This is a genomic window from Curtobacterium sp. MCBD17_008 (genome assembly GCF_003234475.1).
Classification (GTDB): Bacteria; Actinomycetota; Actinomycetes; order Actinomycetales; family Microbacteriaceae; genus Curtobacterium.
Genome location: NZ_QKTK01000026.1, coordinates 1 through 21,740 on the forward strand (window position 1 = coordinate 1; position 21,740 = coordinate 21,740).

Genomic DNA, 21,740 nt, shown 5'->3' on the forward strand with positions numbered 1-21,740 from the left:
GATCACATCACGGCGGAACTCTTCCGGATACGCCTTCACCATGGCGCACATCCTTCCAGCAGGAGCCAACGCCCCTACCTGTCAGGAGTCAACGAAACCTGCAGCAGTCCCCCACTCCATAGTGCTCGCGGTGCCGTCCGATAGCCGATCGGCTGTCGGACGCAGGCCCCGGTCTACGCTGGATGCCATGACGAGGCCAGACCCAGGGAAGTCGGCGGATGAGATGAGTCGGTCAGGCTCATTGGCGATGCTTGTGTTCGGAGTGATTTCGCTTGGAGTCGCTCTTCTGTTTGTGACCACCGCGAGCCCGTTTGAGCCGGCCGGCCGCAGCCAGCTTCCTGCAATTGTCCTCGCAGGCGTCGCTGCCTTGGCTGGGGTTGGTTGCATCGTGCTCGGGGCCCGACAGCTCGTACGCCTCCGGAACACACGCTGAAGAACACCGAGCCGCGCGACCAATAGTCGGCCCTGAACTCAATGTCACTTCCACGTATCGGATGACGATCGTCTGTCGAACAGGTCGCATCTATGCTGACGACGTGTCTGCTGCCGAGGTCGTCCAGCTCCTTCGAGAACGACGCGTCACCCTCGAGGCAGGGCTTTCCGAGAAGGAGTTGAGTCGGGCAGAACGCCGATACGGCGTCCGTTTCGCCCCCGACCACCGCGAGCTCCTGGCCCTCGCGCTTCCCGTGGGTGATAGCTGGTACAACTGGCGGGCGAGAGCCGACAAGCGTGTCCGCGAAGCGATCCGATGGCCTCTTGAGGGCGTCCTGTTCGATGTCGAGAACAACCTCTTCTGGCCTAAGTCGTGGGGCGAGCGCCCCAACTCCGTCGCGGCGCGCTTCGAGATCGTGCAGCACCAGGTCACCACATGGCCGCAGCTCGTACCTCTGTACGCTCACCGCTACCTGCCGGCTGCGCCGTTCGGTCCAGAGGCCCCGGTATTCTCCGTTCACCAGACGGACGTCATCATCTTCGGCACGGACCTGCTGGACTACGCAGCTCGCGAGTTCGGCACGACCCGGGTGCTTCCGGAAGGCGACCTGGACACCAGCGGCCTGGAGCCCTGGTCCCTCCTGGCATTTGAAGAAGACGTTCCCTAGGGCCGAACACGACCGGGGGGGCAGCGTCCCGATAGACGATCCGCTACCGGGCTGCTCATCCCTTCGCGAGCAGCGCGACTCCGAACAGCAGCGCACCCCAACCAAGTGGGGCAAGGACGACCAGGAACGGTGCCCCGGTCCCGACAGCGGTCAGCGCCATCGCAAGCCACAAGAACGCGATGGCCCCGGTCCCCGCGGACAGCGCTCCCATAGTGAGTGCCGCGCCCCGCCGCGACGCATCTGACGACAAGGGCACTACCAACAGGCTGCACACCGCTGCTCCGACGATGCCGGGCACGATGCACGACCAGAAAGCGGAACCTACAGAGGCCCACTGGTCAGGTCCCGCTCCAGACCAGTGCACCGGAACACGGGAAGGAACCGTCTTCCAGCTCAGACGAACGGTGACGACTGCGGCCGGAGGCACCCACGCCAACACCGCCGCCATCACGAGCGCAGCTCGCACGCGCAACCGCTGCTCCGCCTGCGCTGAACGTGTTGCCCCCGCTGTCACCATCGCAGGCTAACCCCGGCGCAACATCGACCGGTAGGGGATCGGTCATCGGAGACGGTGCTGGCGAGGCTGTCGGTGATAGACAGACGCATGCGTATCCGTCCCTCGATCCTCTCGCTCCTGGTCGTACTCACGGCTTGTGGTGTTGGGCTCTTCGTTCTGCCGCCCGGCGTGCCGACGAAGGTTCTCGGAGCCGTGCTCATCGTCGTGGCGTTCGCGGTGTTGATCGTCTCTTCGCGAGTCGGTCGGTCGGGGCGCTGAGAGGGCAGTGACGCGCCATATCATCGTGCGCGGATCGGCTACCGAGAAGCCTGTGCACTATGGAGTCATGATGCGTAAATACCGGCTCTGGATGGCATGGACCATTGGCCCGCTGACGGTGGCGCTGATCGTTCTCACAGTGCTGGCGGCGGTCACGAAGTTCACGCCCTGGCCACCACTGCTGGCTGCGACCGTCGCTGCCGCTGTTGCAGGAACGGTCCTGTTCGTGCGGGGACCGCGAGCTGCTCGCCAGCAGGAACGTGAGCGCCCCGTGCGACAGAACCAGCGCGTCCGGTAGCCGATCGGTCACCGAACCTGACTCTTGGGAGGATGACGGGGTGCCCACCTCTCCTTGGCCCGCTCGGAGCGGGGCTCTCCTCCTCCGCGACCCTCAGCCCGAGGACGCAGACCAGCTCGTCGCTCTACGGAACAACCCTGTCGTCAACCGGTTCATGCTCCGCACCCACGTCGACCCGGACGCCTACGCCCAAGAGTGGGCGAGCATCCCCGACAGTGACACCGACTTCTCGTGCATCGCCGAGCTGGACGGCCGGCTCGCCGGCCTGGGCTTCCTGGACGTCACCGACGGCCTCGGACAACCCGGCATGCCCCGGGCGACGCAAGGCGTCATCGGCTACATGCTGCAACCCGATCTCGCCGGACAGGGACTAGGAACGGACCTGGCACGCGGCCTCCTGACCGCAGCGTTCGACGCGCTCCGGCTCCGGCGCGTCACAGCGAGCTGCAACGCCGACAACATCGCCTCAGCCCGCGTCCTCGAAAAGAACGGCATGCGACGCGAGCAGCACGGCATCGAGGACTCCTGGCACGCCGACCTGGGCTGGGTCGATGGCTACCAGTACGCCATGCTCGATCGCGAGTGGGCCGCCGCTCGGACCGTCCGGTAGCCGATCGGCCAGTGAGGCACCGCTCAGCGGCGGCGCCTCCTGATGATGGCGCTGACGACGATCACAGCAGCCAGTACGGCGACGATCGCCGTCGGGATCGGTTCGAATCCAATGCCAGTGAACGCAGCAACCACGGTGTCCTCTCGTCAAGCGCGAGCAGGTGCGCGCTCGACTCGAAGGGTACGCGAAGGCCGTTGCCCGTCTCGATAGACGATCCGCTGGAGAGACGCCGAAAGGTGGCTACTGGCCGAGCTGTGTGATGGTGAGCTCTGCAATCGGCGCTGCACAGCTCGCGTCGTCTGAGCAGGACGCGTAGTCCCAGTTCGCGATGCTGATCGATGCCTCACCGACCGCGAAGTCGGACGGAACGACGAGATCCGTGGACCATGAGCCGTCGAAGGGCTCGGTGGACCGGATCGATGCCGTGGATGCGTCGTCGCCGCTCGTGTGCGCTTCAACGCGCCAGCCCCTCTCGGGCACGTCGACGTCACAGACGTCATGGCTTGAGAACGTGACGCGGTCACCGACGCTCGCCGATGACGGCTCGACGGTCATGCGCGGCACACAGCCGCCCGCTCTAGGACCGGACGACGCGCAGCCCGTCGTCATGCCGATGACGATCATCAATACTGCAACTGCCGAAGCGCTCCGTGAACGGCTCATGCAGCAAAGGATCTCAAGGAGGAGGGCTGACGAACCAGCATCGTGGCCGTACCGTTAGCCGATCCCTCAGCGGGCGGGGGTCTTGGTGCTTCCCGCTATCGAGAGGAACGAGCCCCCGGCCAGCCCGAACAACAAGCAGAGGATGAGTGCGGCCCACCCGTAGGACGCCTGTGCGATCAACCCGACGATTGCAAGGATGAGCAAGAGCCCAGCGCAGGTTAGTTCGATGGCGCCCCAGAAGCGCAAGCGTCGACTTCGGTTGACGGCGACGGCATCGGGCTCACCCATAGCGGTAGTTTGCTCCCATCCCCGCGGGATGCCGTTTGGCGGGTTCCGGTCAGCTGCCCGTCCGGCAAGCGATCCACTACCGGACGGTGGGAATCGTTCGTAGGCGCTCGCGTCGGGACAGTGAGGTCACTGCACTCGGACGGGGATGCGGAGCAGCGGTATAGCTCTCGAGCTGTCTGGTGGCGTAGTGGTTGTAGACCTCAGGGAGATGCTTGGCTGCGGACAGCCTTCCGGATCAGCTGGAGGCTCGCTTGATACAAGGTGGTTTGGTCGACTGCGGTACGGGAGAAGCGGTCGTAGCGAGCGATCACGTCGCGGTCAGTGAGGCTGTCAACCCAGGCATCAACGGCTTGCCGTTCGGGTTCGCTCTGGCACAAGCGCTGAAGCAGCTCCTTGAACCCTGGGCGGACGACGCCCTCGGCCTGGAGACGATCCAAGTTGCGGGCGGCTGCTCCTGGCTTGCCAACTACCAGCGCGGCAGCGGCACGCACATCCTCATGTCCTCGTCGGACGTCGAGCGCTGGCGGCAGCTTCTGACCGGTGCCGAGCCCGAGCAACGCCGGGAGTGCGGTCTCACGCACCCACTGCTCGAGGTACGCCAGCTCAGACATGATCACTTTCCAGTTCCCCGAGGCAGGCCGTTGCATCGCGTAGACCGGCCACACGTCCAGACCGACCGTGGTTCCTGCTGGTGAGCTCGCGATCACGTCGCCCACGATCGCGGGCCGCCCCGACGGAATGGGAACAGCGAGCCCGTCGAGCTCGAAGTCGGGAACGACCTTCCCAACGTGGGATGCCGCGATCGCCGGGGCTCGATGCTTGATGGTGTTGGTGTGGTCCGCAAGGACTCGAAGGGGGGAATCATCGGGTCCGACCCAGGCGAACGGCTGAAGTTCACGGATCGCTTCCAGAAGCGGAGCGCCCGCCTGAAGGACCGGGATCGCACGACGGCGCCTGTCCGCGGCCCACTTGTCGAACGCCACAGAAGTCGAGCTTGCCGGCATCTCGAGCGAACGTTCCTCCGACTCTGACAACGCACGCCCGACCGTGGCGCTAACTTCCGAGAAGATCACATGCTCCAGCACTGCGCGGAGCTGGGTGAGGATGTCCGCCGCTCGCCGCGGTACGAGCGCCGGTAGCGGGCGAACTGTGGCTATGACCGATTCATCGACATCGCCGCGCCGCCGGTTCGCGAAGGTGAACACCCCGATCCGGGATTCGTCTTGGAGCACCGTGGCGACGTCATCCATCAACTCGTCGATGTATCCCAACGACTCCAGTACGTGCGTCTGGTGCTCAGGGAGCCAGTCGAACTCAGAAGCAACGTTCATCGCTGGCGCTCAATCCTCAAACGGTCGGGATCACCGGCGAAGTCGATCCCATTCTCAACAGCCCCTCCCCCGGCCTTCCCGCGATCGGGTCACTCTCCCGCCGCAACGCCCGGTACACGGTTGTCCGGCTCGAGGTCCATGCTTCGATCCTAAGGAGGTGGCAGCGTCTCCGACCACCGTCGAGCAGACGTGCTGGCCGACGAGTTTTGCGTAGTGGACCGCGTCGACGAGCTCCGTCCGATAGCCAATCCGGGACCGAGACTGCTCAGGCTCGGGGACCGCGTGGCGGCTGTTTCGCTACCGGCAGCGTCGTTGTGACGAGATCCGTGACAAGGGCCTCATCAAGCGGGCGACGGGTGACGAGGCACCACAGGACCATCGCGAGAAAGACCTGCGTGACCGTGTCGATGCGGAGGTCGGCGGGAAGCACACCGGCATCCACGGCTTGTTGCAGCCGTTCCGCGAGCCGCGTGCGGGCGACCGTCGTGATCCGCTCGTCATAGCTCGCGGAAAGGGCAGCATCTTCCGCCACCGCTGCGACGATCGCTTGGAGCACCGCGGTCGCGTCGGGGTCGTTCTGAACACGGCCGACGGCAAGCATCCAGTCGGTGACGTCGGCACGAACATCGTCGGTGACGGCGACAGGACCTACTGGGAGGATGCCACCGGCGGTGACCATCTCCGAAACCAGCGCCGTCTTCGTCGGCCACCACCGGTACAGAGTCTGCTTGCCGACGCCAGCGACCGCGGCGATCCGCTCGAAGGACAGCGTGTCCCATCCACGGCTGGCCAGCTCGGACCGTGTCGCGTCGAGGATCGCAAGGCGCGTCTCTTCATTCCGGAGTCGTCCTGTGCTCTTGGCCATACAGCCATCCTCGCGGCGTTTCGACACGGGCCGACGCGGCCAGCCGTGGCGTTGCGCTACTGAACCGAAACGCCGCCGTCGCTGGAGAGCACGGCGCCGTTGATGTTCACGCCATCGTCACTGAGCAGGAACGTGATCGAGGCAGCGAGTTCGGCGGGAGCGGCGACGCTGGGCAGCAGTGCGAAGAACGGCGCCAACCGCGCCTGCCCTGTCTCCGAAAGCTTCGAGGACGAGCCGATGTTTGTAGCGACCGCGCCCGGGGCGACCGCGTTGACGCGCAGGCCACGCTGCGCGTACATGAACGCCGAGGACCGGGTCAGCCCGAGCACGGCGTGCTTGGACGCGGTGTACGCCGCACCGGAAGCGCTGCCCAGGAGAGCCGCCCCGCTGACGACGTTCACAACGGAACCGCGACCGGCTTCGAGCATGACCGGCAGCACGGCACGGGTGAGCTTGAAAGTGCCGTTGACGTTCACGCCCATCACGCGCTCCCACACGGCGTCGCTGGTCTCATCGAGCGGTGAGAAGTCGTCGGCGATGCCGGCGACATTAGCGAGAGCATCGATCCGCCCACCGGCAGCCGCGACGATCGCGTCCACGTCAGCCTGCGAGGTGATGTCGCCACCCACCGGCACGATGTCGGCCTCTGGGAGTTCCTCGAGCAGGCCGGAGAGACGGTCGGCAGTGATGTCGACCGCCACGACGCGGCCACCTTCTCGTGCGACGCGTGATGCGGTAGCACGGCCGATGCCGGACGCAGCTCCGGTGACGATGACGGTCTGACCGGTAAAGCGGCCCGGGGTGATCTGCTCGGCCCAAGTTGAAGCCTGCGTGGACTGCGGAACCACGTTCGTGTGGGTGTCGGGGGCGGTGGAATCGGACATGGGGTCTCCTGTCGACAGTGACGAGGCGAGCTGAGTGACGGACGCCTGACTTGTCGAGACAAGTCGTCTCGACATCAAGAAATCGTACGCCCCGCATCTACTCCCGTTCGACGCAAATCAGCCTCCGACCCTGGGCTCTCTGCACGCGACCGCGACCCCCGTTCTCTTGTCCGATAGCCGGTCGTCCACCGGTACACCGCTGGCGGCGACAATCACGACAACTTGCCCGTGTCCTCCCTGACCTGGGGATTCCCGTATGACTGTCCCGCAAAAATGCCCGGTGAAGGGGCGCTGAACGCAACACCGTTCACGTACCCGAGGAAGGGTGCGGCACTTCCCGTCAGGGGACGCCATCGCGGGGTCCAGATCGCTGCACGCAGTCCGCTCGAACACGTCCCTGCCGAACGCCGTGTCCGCCCCGACAACGAGCAAGCCCCCCCCGCAGCTCCTGACTTGCCGGTGAGGCAGCACCGAGGAACGCGTCCCGGTGACGAGTTGTGTGCGAAGAGGACAAGTCGTTCCCGCGGCGACAGCGCCCCGCGTCGCCTCCCGCTCACACTGTGGTCACACTCAGGCAACCAGCACGACAGACGACGCCACCAACATCGTCGCGTGACCGCACACCGACCACTCCCCCGAACCTCCCGGCGGAGGACCACCGCCCTGGGCGTCACTGCCCTGGCGGTGGCCGCCACCGTCGGCCTCCCCGCCCTGACCGTCTCCCCCGCACCGGCCGCCGCCGCTCCGGCTCCGGCCGCCGACCTCGCGTCCCGCTTCACCCTCGCGGTGCTGCCGGACACGCAGTTCTACTCCCGCTACTCGGCGTCGCAGTTCCTCCCCCGCTACGGCGACGACCCGTTCCACGTGCAGACGCAGTGGCTCGCCGACAACGCCGACGAGTTGCACATCCCGTTCACCACCCACGTCGGCGACGTCGTCGACCAGGTCGGCCAGGCGGGCGAGTGGCAGGCCGCCGACCGGGCGATGTCCGTGCTCGACGACGCGGACATGCCGTACAGCATCACGACCGGCAACCACGACGTCCGGAACTCCGCGGACACCGTGTACGACACGTCGTACGACCTCGCCGCCGAGCCGTACCTGCGGACCTTCCCGGCCACCCGCGCCACCGGCCAGCCGACCGTCGAGTCGGGCACGGACCGCACCGGGCTCAGTCAGTTCCACGTGTTCGAGGCCGAGGGTCAGCGCTTCCTCTCGCTCGCGCTGCCGTGGCGGGCCTCCGACGAGACGCTCGCGTGGGCGAACCAGGTCATCGCCGCCCACCCGACGCTGCCGACGATCCTCACCTCGCACGAGGTCATCAACATCGCGACCGACGGGCTCACCGCGGTCGACACGGCCTACGGCGAGCGCCTGTGGAAGCAGCTCATCGCCCCGAACGACCAGGTGTTCCTCACGCTGAACGGCCACTTCCACGGCTCCACGTGGAAGGAGCGCACGAACGACGCCGGGCACGCCGTCACCCAGGTCCTCATCGACCACCAGATGGACTACGAGGGCGGCAACGGCTACCTCGGCCTGATGGAGTTCGACCTGACGAACGGCACGCTCGCGATGCAGACCGCGTCGCCGTGGGTGACCTGGAAGCCGTCCGAGACGCTGACGTCCTACGACCAGCCGCTGCTCGATGCCGCCAACCAGCGCTACACCGTGCCGGTGGACTTCCGGACCCGGTTCGCGGGCTTCGCGCCGGACTTCCGCGCAGGGACCGCGGACGAGCCGCCGCTCATCGAACGCGCACGGCAGATGCTCCTCGACGGCTTCGAGGGCGCGCCTCCCGTCACGACCGAGCTCCCGGGCGGCCGCGCCGACCACACGATCGTCGACGGCACCCTGGCCTGGTGGCGTCCCGGCGAGCAGGAGACCGGCACCCTCGCCCCCGGCGCCACGGTGGACGACGTCGTCGGGAACGCCGACCTCACCCGCATGACCCACGCCGAGTCCGGTTCCCCGACCGCGCAGGACGGCGACGTGACCGTCACCGACGAGTCGCACCCGCTCTCCTCGGACGGCGCCGGTCTCTGCTTCGCGAACGCCGACAAGGCCGCGAAGCGCTTCAGCGCGCTCACCTCCCCCGGTGACACGGCCGTCGACCGGGCCACCTTCCCGGAGGGCTACACGATCGAGACGTTCCTGGAGGTCGACCCCTCGTGGACCGACGGCGCGAACTCCTGGTCGAAGGCGATCGTCCGCAGCGGCAACCGCTCGCAGATCGGCGTCCCGCAGACCCGCTGGGACTGGACGGCCTCGCCCGCAGCGCTCGGCATCTCGAACCTCAAGGAGTTCCAGTGGACCGAGGTGACCGCCGACCCGTCGAAGGGTGACCGCACGGCCTGGTCGGGCGAGATCATCCCCGGCCGCTGGCTGCACGTGGCGCTCGTGAACGACGTCGACGCCCGCACCACCACGATGTACATCGACGGCGCCCCGGTGCTCCGCAACGCCACCGACACCGGCGGTCAGACCGTACAGGACGGCATGCCGTGGCTGTTCGGCAGCGACTGGGTCGACGATGCCGCCACGAACGGCTGGAACGGCTGCATCGGCGAGACCCGCGTGGTCGACCACCCGATCACCGCCGAGTCGTGGCTGACCGCCCGCGCCGATCTCGACGCGCTCACCGTCGACGAGCCGGGCACCGAGGTCGTCCCGACGACGATCACGGGCTCCGGCCACCCGGGTGCCACGGTCACGCTCTCCGGCGCGGTCGACGGCAGCACCGAGGTCGCCGAGGACGGGACCTGGTCGGTCGACGTCACCGGGGAGGACACCGCCCGCACCGCCGCACTCGCTCGCGCCGCTGCGACCGGGTCGGCCGAGGCCGTCCAGTCGATCGGCACCCGCAGTGGAGCAGCGGTGGCGTTCGCGGTCGCCCTGCCGGACGACGTCGACCCGACGCCGGCCCCGACCGACCCCGCGCCGCCGGCTCCCGGTGACGGCGGTGGCGACGGCGACGGCCCGGGCGATGACGGCCCGGGTGACGACGGGACGGTGACTCCCGCACCGGGCGCTCTCCTGCCCGGCGATGACGGCCCCGGCGCTGACGGTCCGGGTACCGGCGGCGAAGCCGCTCCGGAGGGCGACCTCGCCTTGACGGGCGCCCACGGCCTCGGCCTGCTCGGCGTGACGGCGCTCCTGCTGCTCGCCGCGGGGACCGCGGTCCTCGTCCGCCGACGGCTGGGTGCGCTGCCCCGCGTCGCGCCGACGGAGCAGTAGCGACGAACCGACGGGAGGCTCTCCCCCGGCCGGCACGGCCCCACGCGCGAGCGGCGGGGCCGGACACGACCGGTGGGGAGCCTCCCGTCCGTCGCGTCGGAGGTGACCACGGGGCGGGCTGCTCAGGACACGACCCGTCCGTCGTCTGTTCACGATCCGATGATGAGCCCCGGGTCACACGTCGGTCATCGGTCGACGACGTCCGCTGCTCGGACGGCTCCGACGCGCAGGAAGTCGAGCTTGTCGGCGTCGGGGCCCTCCTCCGCCGTGGAGTAGACGACCAGCTTGATGTCGGAGTCGGGAACGGTGACGACGTCGCAGTCGAGGGTGACGTCACCGACGATCCGGTTGTGGACCGTCTTCACGAGCGACCGGTGCGCCGCCGCACGGCCTTCGTCCCAGTACGCAGCGAAGCGTTCGCTCCCGTCCCGGAGTCGACGGATGAACGCCTGGAAGTCGGCGTCCTCCCCGAGGGTCCCGGCCGTGCGCCGGAGGTCCGCGACGAGAGCACGCTCGAAGGCGTCCGGGCCGCCGTGCGCTGTCGCGATCTCGGCGACGCTCCCGTCCAGGAAGGTCTGCACGACCAGGTTCTGCTCGGGGTCACGCAGCACCGACGGGGCTCCGAACAACGCCCGCCAGAGCGGCGTGGAGTGCACCAGCGTCCAGTCCGCCGCGAACACCGCCATCGGCAGATCGGCCATGCGGACGAGCAGGCGGTGCACACCGGGTGGGATGTGCCGGGACATGGCATCCCTCCGGGGCGGTGCCAGTCCTGCCGCGCGGTGGAAGAGGTCGGTCTCACCGCGGTCGAGCTGGAGCGCGCGGGCGAGGGACTGGACGACCTGGGCTGAGGGGGTGCGGGAGCGACCCTGTTCGAGTCGCGTGACGTAATCGACGCTGACGCCGGCGAGCTGCGCGAGTTCTTCTCGGCGGAGGCCGGCCGTCCGGCGTCGACCGGAGGACTCCATCCCGACGGCCGCGGGGCTCAGCCGTCCCCGCCACGCTCGGAGGAGATCCCCGAGCGCTCTTCCCTGGTCTCCGGACACCCGTCCATCCTCTGCGCCTCGGGCGCGGACAGCCTGGGAACGTCTGTCCCTGGCTCGGGTCCTCGCGGAGTCGCACGCTGGTCCCCGCACCAACACGAGAGGACCGAACGATGACCGCGACCTCGACCGGCATCACGCTCCTCCGCCCGTTCCTGCCCCTCGCACCGAGGCGAGCAGACACCGACAGGAGAACCATGACGACCACCCTCATCACCGGCGGCAACAAAGGCATCGGCTACGAGACCGCACGCCGGTTGATCGCCGCTGGACACACCGTGTGGATCGGCGCGCGCAGTGCCGATCGTGGCCGCCCGGCCGCCGACGAGCTCGGCGCGTCGTTCGTGCAGCTCGACGTCACGGACGACGCATCCGTCGTGGCGGCGGCTGCGACGGTCCGGGATCAGGCGGGTCACCTCGACGTCCTGATCAACAACGCCGGCATCCTCGGGGACGTCAACGCGCCCGAGGACATGACCGTCGACCAGCTGCGTGCCGTCTACGAGACGAACGTCTTCGGCGTCGTCCGCGTGACGAACGCGTTCCTCCCGGTCCTCCGCAGGTCCACGGAGCCGTCGGTCATCAACGTGACGAGCGGCCTCGGGTCGTTCACGATGATCCACGACCCGGAACGTGTCGAATCGCAGTACCCGCTCGCGGCCTACGGCTCCTCCAAGACGGCAGTCACCATGCTGACCATGCAGTACGCCAAGACGACCCGTGACGTGCGCTTCAACGCGGTGGACCCGGGGCAGACCGCCACCGAGTTCACCGGTCACCTCGGCCACAGCGTCGCGGACGGTGCCGACGCAGCGGTCCGGATCGCGACCCTCGGCGCGGACACCCCCACCGGGACCGTCACCGACCGCGACGGCACCTTGCCCTGGTAGTGACCTGGCCGGTCCTGCTCCCGCCTGCGGGAGCAGGACCGGCCGGACGGCCGCGTCGAGGAGGAGGATCGGGCGCATGCGGAAGGTCATCGTGACGGCAGCGATCGGTGCCGGCGTCGGCGCGCTCATGATGATCGCGTTCCTCGTCGCGAGCGGTGTCGATTACCGGATGCAGGAGGACGCCGGCGTCGAGCCCGGACCCACGCCGGACGTGCTCCTCGGCGGCCTGCAGGCCGGCCTGTGGGTGTCCGCGATCAGTCTGGCCGCGCTCGTGGTCGGCGTCCTCGTCGCCGTCGTCCGTCGTCGACGCGGACCCGGTTCGTCTGCCTCGTCGAGCGATCGCCTCCGGTGACGGCGCCCCTCCTCGCGGAGGCCCGCACCACAACCCGGCGGTACGGTGGCAGCGACCGTCACCCCTCCGCCGGAAGGACCCCCGTGCGCCAGCTCTACCCGCCGCTCGACCCGAACCGTTCCGGCATGCTCGACGTCGGCGACGGCCAGCAGGTGTACTGGGAGGAGTGCGGGTCACCCGAGGGCAAGCCGGTCGTGTTCCTGCACGGCGGGCCCGGTGCCGGCTGCTCGCCCGACCACCGTCGGCTCTTCGACCCCGCGCGCTACCGGATCGTGCTGTTCGACCAGCGCAACTGCGGCCGCAGCCTGCCGCACGCTGGCGACCCGGCGACGGACCTGTCCGCGAACACGACGTGGACCCTCGTCGAGGACATCGAACGGCTGCGCGAACACCTGGCGATCGACGCGTGGCAGGTGTTCGGCGGCTCCTGGGGCTCGGCCCTCGCGCTCGCCTACGCGGAGACGCACCCGGAGCGGGTCACCGAACTCGTCATCCGGGGCATCTTCACGCTGCGGACGAGCGAGATCGACTGGTTCTACGAGGGCGGGGCCGCGAACGTCCTCCCCGACCTGTGGGAGCAGTACCTCGCTCCCGTCCCGGTCGAGGAGCGGCGGCCCGGAGGACTCGTCCGCGCCTACGAGCGACTGCTGGCCGACCCGGACCCCGCCGTGCACGGTCCGGCCGCGGTCGCGTGGGCGAGCTGGGAGGCGGCGTCGATCACCCTCCTGCCCCGGCCCGACCTCGTCGCCCGGTACGCGGACCCGACGACCGCGCTGGCGTTCGCCCGGATCGAGAACCACTACTTCACGCACGACGGCTGGTTCGAGGGCGCGCAACTCATCCGCGACGCCGGCCGCCTCGAGGGCATCCCGACCGTGATCGTGCAGGGGCGCTACGACATGTGCACGCCGGCCGTCACCGCGTGGGACCTGCACCGGGCGCTGCCGTCGGCGGAGTTCCGGATGATCGACGACGCCGGCCACGCGTTCGACGAGCCGGGGATCCTCGACGCGTTGATCGAGACCACCGACCGGTTCGCCGACCACCTGCGCTGACGCAACCCGTCGGACGCACTCCGGACCGACGGCGGAGGTGCGGAGGACGCGCCGACGCAGGACGCGCCTCCCGGCCGGCCGGCGTGGTGTGGTTGGTCCATGACCAGCGACCTCGTGCCGTGGTTGGTCGCCGGGGGGCTCGCCGTCGTGGTGGTCGTCCTGGTGATCCTCCTGCGGCGACACCAGACCTCTGCCCGCTCCGAGCTCGACGCCGCCGACCGGGCCCGCCGGGACGAACTCGCGCAGCGCGAGGCGGAGCACCGCGACGAGACCGCCCGCATCGAGGCGGACCGCGCCGCACAGGTGGAGGCCGCGGAGGCCCGCCGACGTGACGCCGCATCGGAGGCCGAGGAGAGCCGGGCGCTCCTGCGCCGGGGCATGAAGTGGGAGGAGGCCTCCGAACAGGCGATCCTCCGCGCCTGCCGGGCCGCCGGTGTCAACGGCGTGCTCATGACGAACGTCGTGTTCGTGCCCGTCGGGGAGACCGAGCAGGGGTCGTGGCGGAAGTTCGTCGCACAGGTCGACCACGTGCTGGTGTCCGACTCCGGGCGCGGTCTGGTGATCGAGAGCAAGCGGTGGAGCGGCATCGTGTTCGACGGGCGGCGGCCGAGCGAGGTGCACCCGGCGTTCCGGAACCTGGTCGACGAGTCGTCCCTCGTCCCGCCGTTCGCCGTCCAGGTGCAGAGCCGGAAGGTGCTCAACGCCGAGGAGGAGGCCGAGAACTGGTGGCGCGTCCGGGTGCAGGCGAAGGGCGCCTCCCCCGCGCAACAGGTCCGACAGCAGGCCCGTCGCCTCGCCCGCTTCGTCGACGAGCGGACCGGCGTCTCCCGCACCTGGTTCGACACGTGCGTGTTCTACTCGTCGCCGTCGGCCACGGCCTTCGTGCAGGCGGAGGACCGGAGCGGCACCGTCACCACGAGCGTCGTGACGAACGACCACGAGCTGCAGTCCGCGCTCGCGGCCTGGGCGGCGAAGGACTCGGTGCCGAACCGCGCCCGTGCCGACGCGGTCGTGCGGGTCCTCGCCGGGCAGGGTGCGCACGCGATCACGGTCGGGAACTACCGCCTGCCGGAGTGACGCGACCCCTCCGGACGCGACGACGCCCCGCTGGTCTGTACCAGCGGGGCGTCGTCGTAGGGCGGGAGGCTGCTGCTACGCGACCGGGCGGATGACCGACGGGAGCATGACGTGCAGGTGACCGGCGAGGGCGGTCTGTGCGTCCTCGAGCGATGCGAAGTCGCCGACGACCAGGCCGAAGGTGTCCGAGGCGACGTAGCGGCCGTCGCGCTTGTCGACGGAGCCGCCGAAGTAGCCGCCGTAGTTGGCGATCCACTCGTCGTCGCCCTCGAGCGTCCAGGTGAGCTTGGCCCGCGCGGCACGGGCGCTGGTGGCGGCCTGCGCCTCCAGGACGGCGACGATGTCGACGGTGTCGGTGTCGAGGGTGACGTCGGTCCCGGCGGCGGTCCGGTTGATGGTCGTGTTCATCGCGCTCTCCTGTCGTGTTCGGGGTACGTGCTGCGGTACCTGAACGCTACGACACCGAGCGTGCCGATCGACAGCGGAGCCCGCCGATTCACGGGTTCAGCCCCGGATGTTCATCCGTGATCCCCGGAACGACGGGCTTCGCCATCCGCCGATCGGGGTACAACGGGGTGCAACGGGGTACTCGCGTTCCGGACGATCCGGCCTCAGGAAACGGCGCGGAGGGCGTCGGCGATCGTGCCCAGTGCGGCGTCGATCTCGTCGGCGACCCGCACGTGCGTGGCCTCCGAGCGACGGTAGGGGTCGTCGACGTCGTCGTCCGCCGGGTCGGACGGCGGCGGGACGGCACCGCGGAGGCGCGCGACCCGTTCGACCAGGGCCTCCGGCGAGTGCACGTCGGCGAGGTCCCCCGGCTCGAGGCCGTCGAGCACCCGAGCGAACTGCTTGATGGTGAACGCGCGCTTCGCCGCACGGGGTGCGAGCTGCACGACCGCGGACCGGTGCGAGCGCTCGGCCGTGAGCACGAGGTCGGCGGACGCGGCGATCTGCTCGGTCAGGTAGCGGGACCGGTGCGAATCGGTGGCGCCACCGAGGCGCTGCGACTGGGCCGCAGCCGCACCGTCCATGACGGCGCCGTCGTCCGCGATGGTGCCGGCCGACTCGACGACGTGCACCGACGCGGCCGGCCCGAGACGCGCCTGCAGCACCTGGGCGCCGAGCGGTGAGCGGCAGATGTTGCCGCTGCAGACGAAGAGGATCCGCACGCTCAGCCCTGGCCGAGCAGGTCGTGCCGGACGACGATCGCGTCACGACCGGGTCCGACGCCGATCGCCGAGATCCGGGCACCGGACATCGCCTCGACCGCGAGCACGTAGTCCTGGGCGTTCTTCGGCAGGTCCTCGAACGAGCGCGCGCCCGTGATGTCCTCGGACCAGCCGGGGAACTCCTCGTAGACGGGCTTCGCGTGGTGGAAGTCGGACTGGGACACCGGGACCTCGTCCACGCGCACACCGTCGACCTCGTAGGCGACGCACACCGGGATGGTCTCGAGACCGGTCAGGACGTCGAGCTTCGTGAGCACGAAGTCCGTCACGCCGTTGATGCGGGCCGTGTAGCGGGCGATCGGGGCGTCGTACCAGCCGCAGCGCCGCGGGCGTCCGGTCGTCGTGCCGAACTCGAAGCCGTTCGCGCGGAGGAACTCCCCCGACTCGTCGAACAGCTCGGTCGGGAACGGGCCGGCGCCGACACGGGTCGTGTACGCCTTGACGATCCCGATGATGCGCTCGAGCTTGCCCGGGCCGATGCCGGAACCGGTCGCGGCACCGCCGGCTGTGGCGGAGGACGACGTCACGAACGGGTACGTGCCGTGGTCGACGTCGAGCATGGTGGCCTGACCGGCCTCGAACAGGACGGTCTCGCCGCGCTCGAGCGCCCGGTGGATCTCGAGCGCGGTGTCGGCGACCATCGGCCGGAGGCGGTCCGCGTAGGACAGCAGCGACTCGACGACTTCTTCCGCGTCGATCGCGCGCCGGTTGAAGACCTTCACGAGCAGGTGGTTCTTCTGGTCGAGGGCGGCTTCCACCTTCTGCCGCAGGATGTTCTCGTCGAAGATGTCCTGGATGCGGATGCCGACGCGGTTGATCTTGTCCGCGTACGTCGGGCCGATGCCGCGACCGGTGGTGCCGATCTGGCGCTTGCCGAGGAAGCGCTCGGTCACCTTGTCGATGGTGCGGTGGTAGTGCGTGATGACGTGGGCGTTCGCGGAGACGCGGAGCTTCGACACGTCGACCCCGCGGGCCTTCAGCGCGTCGAGCTCCTGGAACAGGACCTCGATGTCGACGACGACGCCGTTGCCGATGATCGGGGTGACGCCCGGGGTGAGGATGCCGGAGGGCAGCAGGTGCAGCGCGTACTTCTCGCCGCCGACGACGACCGTGTGCCCGGCGTTGTTGCCGCCGTTGAACTTGACGACGTAGTCGATGCGGGAACCGAGGAGGTCGGTGGCCTTCCCCTTGCCCTCGTCGCCCCACTGGGCGCCGATGATGACTGCTGCGGGCATCTGGTTCTCCTCACGTTGGCGGAGGACCGCACACGGCCGTCCGGGCCGGTGGTCCACCCGAGTCTATCGGCTGGTCACCTCCGCGTCACCGGCCGGACGGTCCCTGTGGAGGACGCCCCGGGCACGGAGCACGCTTGGACGGACACGATCCGATGCAGGATCCACACCGACGAGAGGAACCACCATGAGCGACCCGATCGACGACATGAGCCGCCTGCTCGACAGCCAGCAGGCCGAGGACCTCACCGACGGCGGCATCGGTTCCGTCGAGGGTGCGCCGCAGGACGTCATGCCCGAGACCGACCGCGGGCGCGAGGCCGCCGAGGAGCGCCCCGACGCCTGACGGGCGATGACGCCTGACGGGCGATGACGCCTGACCGGCGATGACGCCTGATCGGTGACGACGCCTGAACGCGGACGGATGGCCACCGGAGCACGGTGGACCGGTCAGTGATCCGACGAACGGAAGGAACACCATGAGCGACCTCAGCGACAAGGCCAAGGACTTCGCGAACAGCGACAAGGGCGAGAAGGCGACCGACGCCGGCCTCGACAAGGCCGCCGGCGCAGCCGACAAGGCCACCGGCGGGAGCCACGGCGACCAGATCGACAAGGCGGAGAACGCCGCAGACGGCAAGATCGGCAACTGAGCCGGTCACGTCACCGACGGCGCACCCGCGCCGAGCACGACGGGAGGCCCGGTACCAGCTGGTACCGGGCCTCCCGTCTGTTCCGCGGTGCGTCAGGCGCCCCGCAGCAGTCGGGGCGTCAGCCCCGGAAGAAGTCCGCGTAGGACGGGTCACCGATCGGCTGGGTGTGGCCCGGCTCGGCCAGCCGCTCCTCGACCATCGCCCGGATGACGTCCGGCGGGGTGAGCCCACGTCGACGCCACTCCATGGGGTTCTGTCGGAGCTGCACCAGGGTGTTCGTTCGCATGCACCAACACTCCCATCAACTACCTAGTTCGTCTAACTACCTGTCCCGTACGCGCACTGCTCGCGTGCGGACACGGACCGACGACGAACGGAGCGGGCAGCCCGTGGGCCACCCGCTCCGTCCTCGTGCTGCCGTGCGCTACTTGTAGATGCGCCCGGACAGTGCGGTCGTCGTCCCGCTCGTGTACCCGGACTTCTTCGCCGTGACGGTGACCGTCAGGCGCTGCCCGACGTCCTTCGTCGTCGTCGTGTAGGTCGCCTTGGTCGCACCCGGGATGGCCGTGCCGCCCCGCGACCACTGGTACGTGAAGGTGACGCCGCTGGCGTTCCACTCACCCGGCTTCGCGGTGATGGTCCGTCCGACCTTCCACGATCCACCGACGCTGGCCTTGCTGCCCGACCGCAGTGCGAGCGTCGGCTGCACGGCGTTCGCCGTCAGCACCTCGGCCTGGTCTCCGACCGCGTTGTGCAGGTGCAGCAGGAGGACCTTGGCGTTCGTGGTCGACGCCGGGCGGTTGACCCGGATGGCGTAGTCGTCGGCGAACAGCGGCGTCGAGACACCGTCACGGGTGAACGACAGCGCGGGGGCGAAGGCGTCGAAGGTGACCGTCTTCGTCTCGTCCACGACCGACGACCCGGTGGTCGCCGCACCCGGCGCGTACGCCGACTCGGTGACGACCTGGTAGTCGAACGCGGCCTTCGCCGACGTCGCGGTGTACCCGAGCGCCGAGAGCGACACGGGGAGCACCTTGACGGCGGAGTCGAACGTGTTCGTGTCCTGCGTCTCGTCGAAGTTCAGCGGCCAGGTGTCGACCGTCTTCTGCTTCGGGTCGTTGAGGTCGACCGTCGTGACGAACGTCGCGTCGACCACCGAGGACTTCGCGTCGTAGGTCAGGAAGTCCGGCTTGCCGTCGCGGTTCGTGTCGATGAGGACCTCGACGTTGGTGACCGCACCCGGGTTCGCGTCCGGACCCTGCGTCTGGACGCCGAAGGACACGACGCCCTGCGACTTGTCCGCCAGGCCGACGGCCGTGGAACTGGCACCGAAGGACCGGACGTCAGCGGCCGCGAGGGACTGCTGCGCCGAACCGGCCGGGAAGGCCTCCTTCGGGTCGGTGGCACCGAGGACGAACGGCGCCGCGAGGGCCGAGTACCGCGATGCACCGGTGCCCTGGGCGAGGCCGGCCCCGCTGAGCGCGATGGTGCTGGACTTCGACGTACCGGTGAAGGTGACGTCGTCGCCGTGCACGGCGCTGACCGGCTTCGGTGCGGCGTACACACCGAGGCGGAGCGGCGTCACGTCGGCCGCGGCCGGCGTGAAGGTCACCAGGCCGGTCGCCGCCGAGACGAACTCACGCGGGTAGCCCTGCTGGGTCTGCTCCTGTGTCGGGTCGATCGTCTTGCGCAGCAGCGTCGGGTCGGCGACCGTCATGGTCAGGGTGACCGTGGCGGTGCCGTTCGCCGGGACGGTGACCGTCGTCGCGCTGAGCGAGAAGGCGACGCCGGACTTCGCGATCCGGGACTCGTAGGCCACCGAGTAGGTGTGTGCGACGTCGGCCGTGTTGCGCACCAGGAGGCTGCGCTTCGCGGTCGTCGGGCCGCTCACCTCGACGACCCCGAAGGACGCCGTGACGAGGTCGTCGTTCTCCTGGCTGCGGACCGTGGTGGTGTCCTGGACCGCCTGCAGGGCGTCGACGCGGCCGGTGCCCTGTCGGAGCAGCGTGGCCAGCTGGTCGTCGGTCGCGCTCTGCTGGACGTCGGAGGTCGCGGTGTTCATCAGCGCGGCCTTCACCTCCGGGGCGCTCCAGCCCGGGTGGGCCTCGAACGTCAGGGCGGCGACACCGGCGACGTGCGGCGTGGCCATCGAGGTCCCGCTCATCGACATGCGACCGTCACCGGTGCCGTTCGCGGCGGAGATGACGTTGACGCCCGGGCCGGCGATGTCCGGCTTGACGATGTCGTCGACCGAACCGTGGACGCCACGGCTGGTGAACGGCGCGAGGGTGTTGGTGGTCTCCTGCCCGCGGGCGATGTCGAAGCCCTTGAGCTCCTGGGCGAAGCGCACGTGCAGGGTGCCCGCCTTCGCGGCGGCCTGGAGGCTCGCAGCACTGTCCGCGGTCAGCTCGGCACCCGGGATGGTCGCGTTGCCCGCGATGCCCGAGTCGAAGATGTCGATCGTGCCGGCGAGGAGCACGCCGACACCACCGGCGGCCTGGACGTTGTCGAACCGGACCTTCGAGCCGCACTCGAGCGCGCCGTCGGTCCACTTCAGCCACGCCACCTTGCCCTTCAGCGCAGCGGCCTCGTCACCCGTGAAGGGCGCGCAGCCGTCGACGTCGACCGTCGGGACGAACACGTCGCCCTCGACGGGCAGCGTTCCCTTGTAGTCACCCGAGTACTGCGACCGGTAGGTCTTCGCGAGGTCGGCCGGTTCGGTCACCTGGACGCCGTCGTACAGGCTCTGCCCGGCGGCAGCCGCGGCGACCGTGAGGGCCCCCTCGGCGGTGCCCGGTGCGCCGCCCACGTCGGTGAAGTCGTCGGCGTTGCCGGACGCGATCACCGGCAGCACGCCGCGGTCGGTCAGGGCGTCGATCTTCGCGTTGTCCGGGTCGTCGGTCGCGCCGTAGTCCGACCCGAGCGACAGGTTGATGACGTTGATGTCCTTGCCCTCGGTGAGCGCCTGGCCCACCCAGTCGAGCGCGGCACCGGTCAGGTCGGTCGAGCCGCCGCCGTCACCGAAGACCTTGAGGGCGTAGAGGCCGGCCTCGGGCGCGCTGCCCGGACCCACCCACATGTCCTGCACCTGCTGCTGCGTCAGCGAGGAGTAGTCGCCGCGGAAGGTGGTCTTGTCGGCGTCGAGGCCGTAGCCCGCGGCAGTACCGGCGACGTGCGTGCCGTGGTCGCCGCCCTTGCCGTCGATCGGGTTCGCGTCCGGCTGTGGGACGGGCTGGTAGGCCGCGGTGCTCGGGTCCGCGTTGTAGGTGGGGCCCGCGAAGTCGTAGCCGCCGAGGAACTTCGACGGGTCGTACCAGCTGGAGGCCGGCGCACCCGTGCTCGCGAGGGCGTCCTGGTAGGCCGCGGTCGTGCCGGGTCCGCCGAAGTCGGCCTGCGTGTAGTCGAGGCCGGTGTCGAGCACGGCGATGTTGACGCCCTCGCCGGTGTGACCGGTCGCGGTCCAGGCGTCGTAGGCCCGGGTGTACAGGTCGCTCGCGGCGTTCTTCGGGCTGACGCCCTCCGCACCGGGACGGACGGTGTCGGGGTCGACGCCGGACGGGGCTGCACCGGCGTCCTCGTTGACCGTCGGCTCGACGACCTTCTTCGGCGTCAGCGCCACGATGCTCTCGACGTCGGAGCGCTCCGCGATCTCGGCCAGGGCGGCGACGTCCGCGACGACGGCGATGCCCGGGACCGTGTACTCGGTCGCGTACAGCTCGGTGGCCTCCGGGTCCGCGGCCTGCACCGCTGCCCGCACCTTCGCCACGGTCGACTCGATGGTCTCCACGCGACTCTGCGCTGCGGACGAGGGACGCTTCGACCGGGTGAGGTCGCCGCCCTTCGCCGCGGCGTCGACCTCGAGTGCGCCGGCGCCCGTGGTGCGGACGAACGCGCTGACCGTCTTCGTGGGCTTCGCGTTCCGCAGCGGCGCGGAGAGCTTGAGGTCGGCCGCAGCGGGGACGCCGGCCGGTGCCGCCGAGGCCGCACCACCCACGGCGAGTCCGCCGCAGGCCAGTGCCGCCACCGCGACGATCGAGGTCAGCAACCGCGGAGCGCGGTACCGACGAGAGGGGTTGTTGAGTGGTGTCGCTCGGGGCACGCAGCACACTCCTGATGAGTCCGACGTTCGGGTGAAGTTCCGATGAAGCTATGTGGTCC

At 69.5% G+C, this 21,740-nt stretch carries 20 protein-coding genes; 10 read left to right on the plus strand and 10 right to left on the minus strand.

The genetic code is table 11. The annotated features are described in order from the left end of the window. The first annotated feature begins 536 nt into the window (after positions 1 to 536). The 3 genes from DEI95_RS16125 (at position 537) to DEI95_RS16140 (ending at position 2,783) form a co-directional block, all read left to right on the plus strand. Positions 537 to 1,100, plus strand: a complete 564-nt coding sequence (locus DEI95_RS16125) for an SMI1/KNR4 family protein (RefSeq protein WP_146243699.1) — start codon at positions 537 to 539, stop codon at positions 1,098 to 1,100. A gap of 842 nt (positions 1,101 to 1,942) precedes the next feature. Next, positions 1,943 to 2,173: a hypothetical protein gene (locus DEI95_RS16495; protein WP_146243700.1), complete on the plus strand. Its 231-nt coding sequence runs from the start codon at positions 1,943 to 1,945 to the stop codon at positions 2,171 to 2,173. 40 nt (positions 2,174 to 2,213) lie between these two features. Beyond that, positions 2,214 to 2,783: a GNAT family N-acetyltransferase gene (locus DEI95_RS16140; protein ID WP_111060879.1), complete on the plus strand. Its 570-nt coding sequence runs from the start codon at positions 2,214 to 2,216 to the stop codon at positions 2,781 to 2,783. 240 nt (positions 2,784 to 3,023) lie between these two features. Here DEI95_RS16140 and DEI95_RS16145 read toward each other — a convergent pair whose 3' ends face one another. The 4 genes from DEI95_RS16145 to DEI95_RS16165 all read right to left on the minus strand — a co-directional run bounded on the left by DEI95_RS16145 (position 3,024) and on the right by DEI95_RS16165 (position 6,889). Continuing rightward, complete coding sequence (locus DEI95_RS16145) at positions 3,024 to 3,407, minus strand: hypothetical protein (protein WP_111060880.1); 384 nt, start codon at positions 3,405 to 3,407, stop codon at positions 3,024 to 3,026. Positions 3,408 to 3,934: 527 nt separating this feature from the next. Then, the gene (locus DEI95_RS16155; RefSeq protein WP_111060882.1) at positions 3,935 to 5,065 is read right to left on the minus strand and encodes a hypothetical protein; all 1,131 of its coding nucleotides are present in this window, start codon (positions 5,063 to 5,065) and stop codon (positions 3,935 to 3,937) included. A 265-nt stretch (positions 5,066 to 5,330) separates the two neighbouring features. Continuing rightward, positions 5,331 to 5,930: a TetR/AcrR family transcriptional regulator gene (locus DEI95_RS16160; protein ID WP_111060883.1), complete on the minus strand. Its 600-nt coding sequence runs from the start codon at positions 5,928 to 5,930 to the stop codon at positions 5,331 to 5,333. A gap of 56 nt (positions 5,931 to 5,986) precedes the next feature. Beyond that, positions 5,987 to 6,889 carry an SDR family NAD(P)-dependent oxidoreductase gene (locus DEI95_RS16165; protein WP_111060884.1) on the minus strand — a complete coding sequence of 301 codons (903 nt, stop codon included), beginning with the start codon at positions 6,887 to 6,889 and terminating at the stop codon, positions 5,987 to 5,989. A 609-nt stretch (positions 6,890 to 7,498) separates the two neighbouring features. On the opposite strand from DEI95_RS16165, the gene DEI95_RS16170 reads away from it, so the two are divergent. Then, positions 7,499 to 10,051 carry a LamG-like jellyroll fold domain-containing protein gene (locus DEI95_RS16170; protein ID WP_220036667.1) on the plus strand — a complete coding sequence of 851 codons (2,553 nt, stop codon included), beginning with the start codon at positions 7,499 to 7,501 and terminating at the stop codon, positions 10,049 to 10,051. A gap of 185 nt (positions 10,052 to 10,236) precedes the next feature. Here DEI95_RS16170 and DEI95_RS16175 read toward each other — a convergent pair whose 3' ends face one another. After that, a complete protein-coding gene (locus DEI95_RS16175) occupies positions 10,237 to 11,097 on the minus strand; it encodes a helix-turn-helix domain-containing protein (RefSeq protein WP_110823444.1) in 861 nt (286 codons plus the stop codon). A gap of 194 nt (positions 11,098 to 11,291) precedes the next feature. Here DEI95_RS16175 and DEI95_RS16180 point away from each other — a divergent pair, with 194 nt between their 5' ends. The 4 genes from DEI95_RS16180 to DEI95_RS16195 all read left to right on the plus strand — a co-directional run bounded on the left by DEI95_RS16180 (position 11,292) and on the right by DEI95_RS16195 (position 14,468). Beyond that, entirely contained in the window at positions 11,292 to 11,984 is a 693-nt protein-coding gene (locus DEI95_RS16180) for an SDR family NAD(P)-dependent oxidoreductase (protein ID WP_110823953.1), read from the plus strand. 76 nt (positions 11,985 to 12,060) lie between these two features. Continuing rightward, positions 12,061 to 12,336 carry a hypothetical protein gene (locus tag DEI95_RS16185; protein WP_111060886.1) on the plus strand — a complete coding sequence of 92 codons (276 nt, stop codon included), beginning with the start codon at positions 12,061 to 12,063 and terminating at the stop codon, positions 12,334 to 12,336. 83 nt (positions 12,337 to 12,419) lie between these two features. Beyond that, positions 12,420 to 13,391: a prolyl aminopeptidase gene (gene pip, locus DEI95_RS16190; RefSeq protein WP_111060887.1), complete on the plus strand. Its 972-nt coding sequence runs from the start codon at positions 12,420 to 12,422 to the stop codon at positions 13,389 to 13,391. Positions 13,392 to 13,490: 99 nt separating this feature from the next. After that, positions 13,491 to 14,468, plus strand: a complete 978-nt coding sequence (locus DEI95_RS16195; protein ID WP_111060888.1) for a nuclease-related domain-containing protein — start codon at positions 13,491 to 13,493, stop codon at positions 14,466 to 14,468. Positions 14,469 to 14,543: 75 nt separating this feature from the next. Here DEI95_RS16195 and DEI95_RS16200 read toward each other — a convergent pair whose 3' ends face one another. From DEI95_RS16200 to DEI95_RS16210, 3 genes are all read right to left on the minus strand, one after another. Further along, entirely contained in the window at positions 14,544 to 14,876 is a 333-nt protein-coding gene (locus DEI95_RS16200; protein WP_110890790.1) for a hypothetical protein, read from the minus strand. Between the two features lie 203 nt (positions 14,877 to 15,079). Beyond that, positions 15,080 to 15,637, minus strand: a complete 558-nt coding sequence (locus DEI95_RS16205) for a low molecular weight phosphatase family protein (RefSeq protein WP_111060889.1) — start codon at positions 15,635 to 15,637, stop codon at positions 15,080 to 15,082. Positions 15,638 to 15,639: 2 nt separating this feature from the next. Then, a complete protein-coding gene (locus DEI95_RS16210) occupies positions 15,640 to 16,932 on the minus strand; it encodes an adenylosuccinate synthase (protein ID WP_110823436.1) in 1,293 nt (430 codons plus the stop codon). A gap of 184 nt (positions 16,933 to 17,116) precedes the next feature. Between DEI95_RS16210 and DEI95_RS16810 the strand changes: the two genes are divergently transcribed. After that, a complete protein-coding gene (locus DEI95_RS16810) occupies positions 17,117 to 17,275 on the plus strand; it encodes a hypothetical protein (protein ID WP_181419426.1) in 159 nt (52 codons plus the stop codon). Positions 17,276 to 17,408: 133 nt separating this feature from the next. Beyond that, complete coding sequence (locus DEI95_RS16215; protein ID WP_110823435.1) at positions 17,409 to 17,582, plus strand: Rv0909 family putative TA system antitoxin; 174 nt, start codon at positions 17,409 to 17,411, stop codon at positions 17,580 to 17,582. Between the two features lie 118 nt (positions 17,583 to 17,700). Here the strand turns inward: DEI95_RS16215 and DEI95_RS16815 are convergent, their stop codons facing one another. Further along, positions 17,701 to 17,868 carry a hypothetical protein gene (locus DEI95_RS16815; protein WP_181419427.1) on the minus strand — a complete coding sequence of 56 codons (168 nt, stop codon included), beginning with the start codon at positions 17,866 to 17,868 and terminating at the stop codon, positions 17,701 to 17,703. A 138-nt stretch (positions 17,869 to 18,006) separates the two neighbouring features. Beyond that, on the minus strand, positions 18,007 to 21,681 hold the full coding sequence (locus tag DEI95_RS16220) for a S8 family serine peptidase (RefSeq protein WP_146243701.1): 3,675 nt from the start codon (positions 21,679 to 21,681) through the stop codon (positions 18,007 to 18,009). Positions 21,682 to 21,740 lie beyond the last annotated feature (59 nt).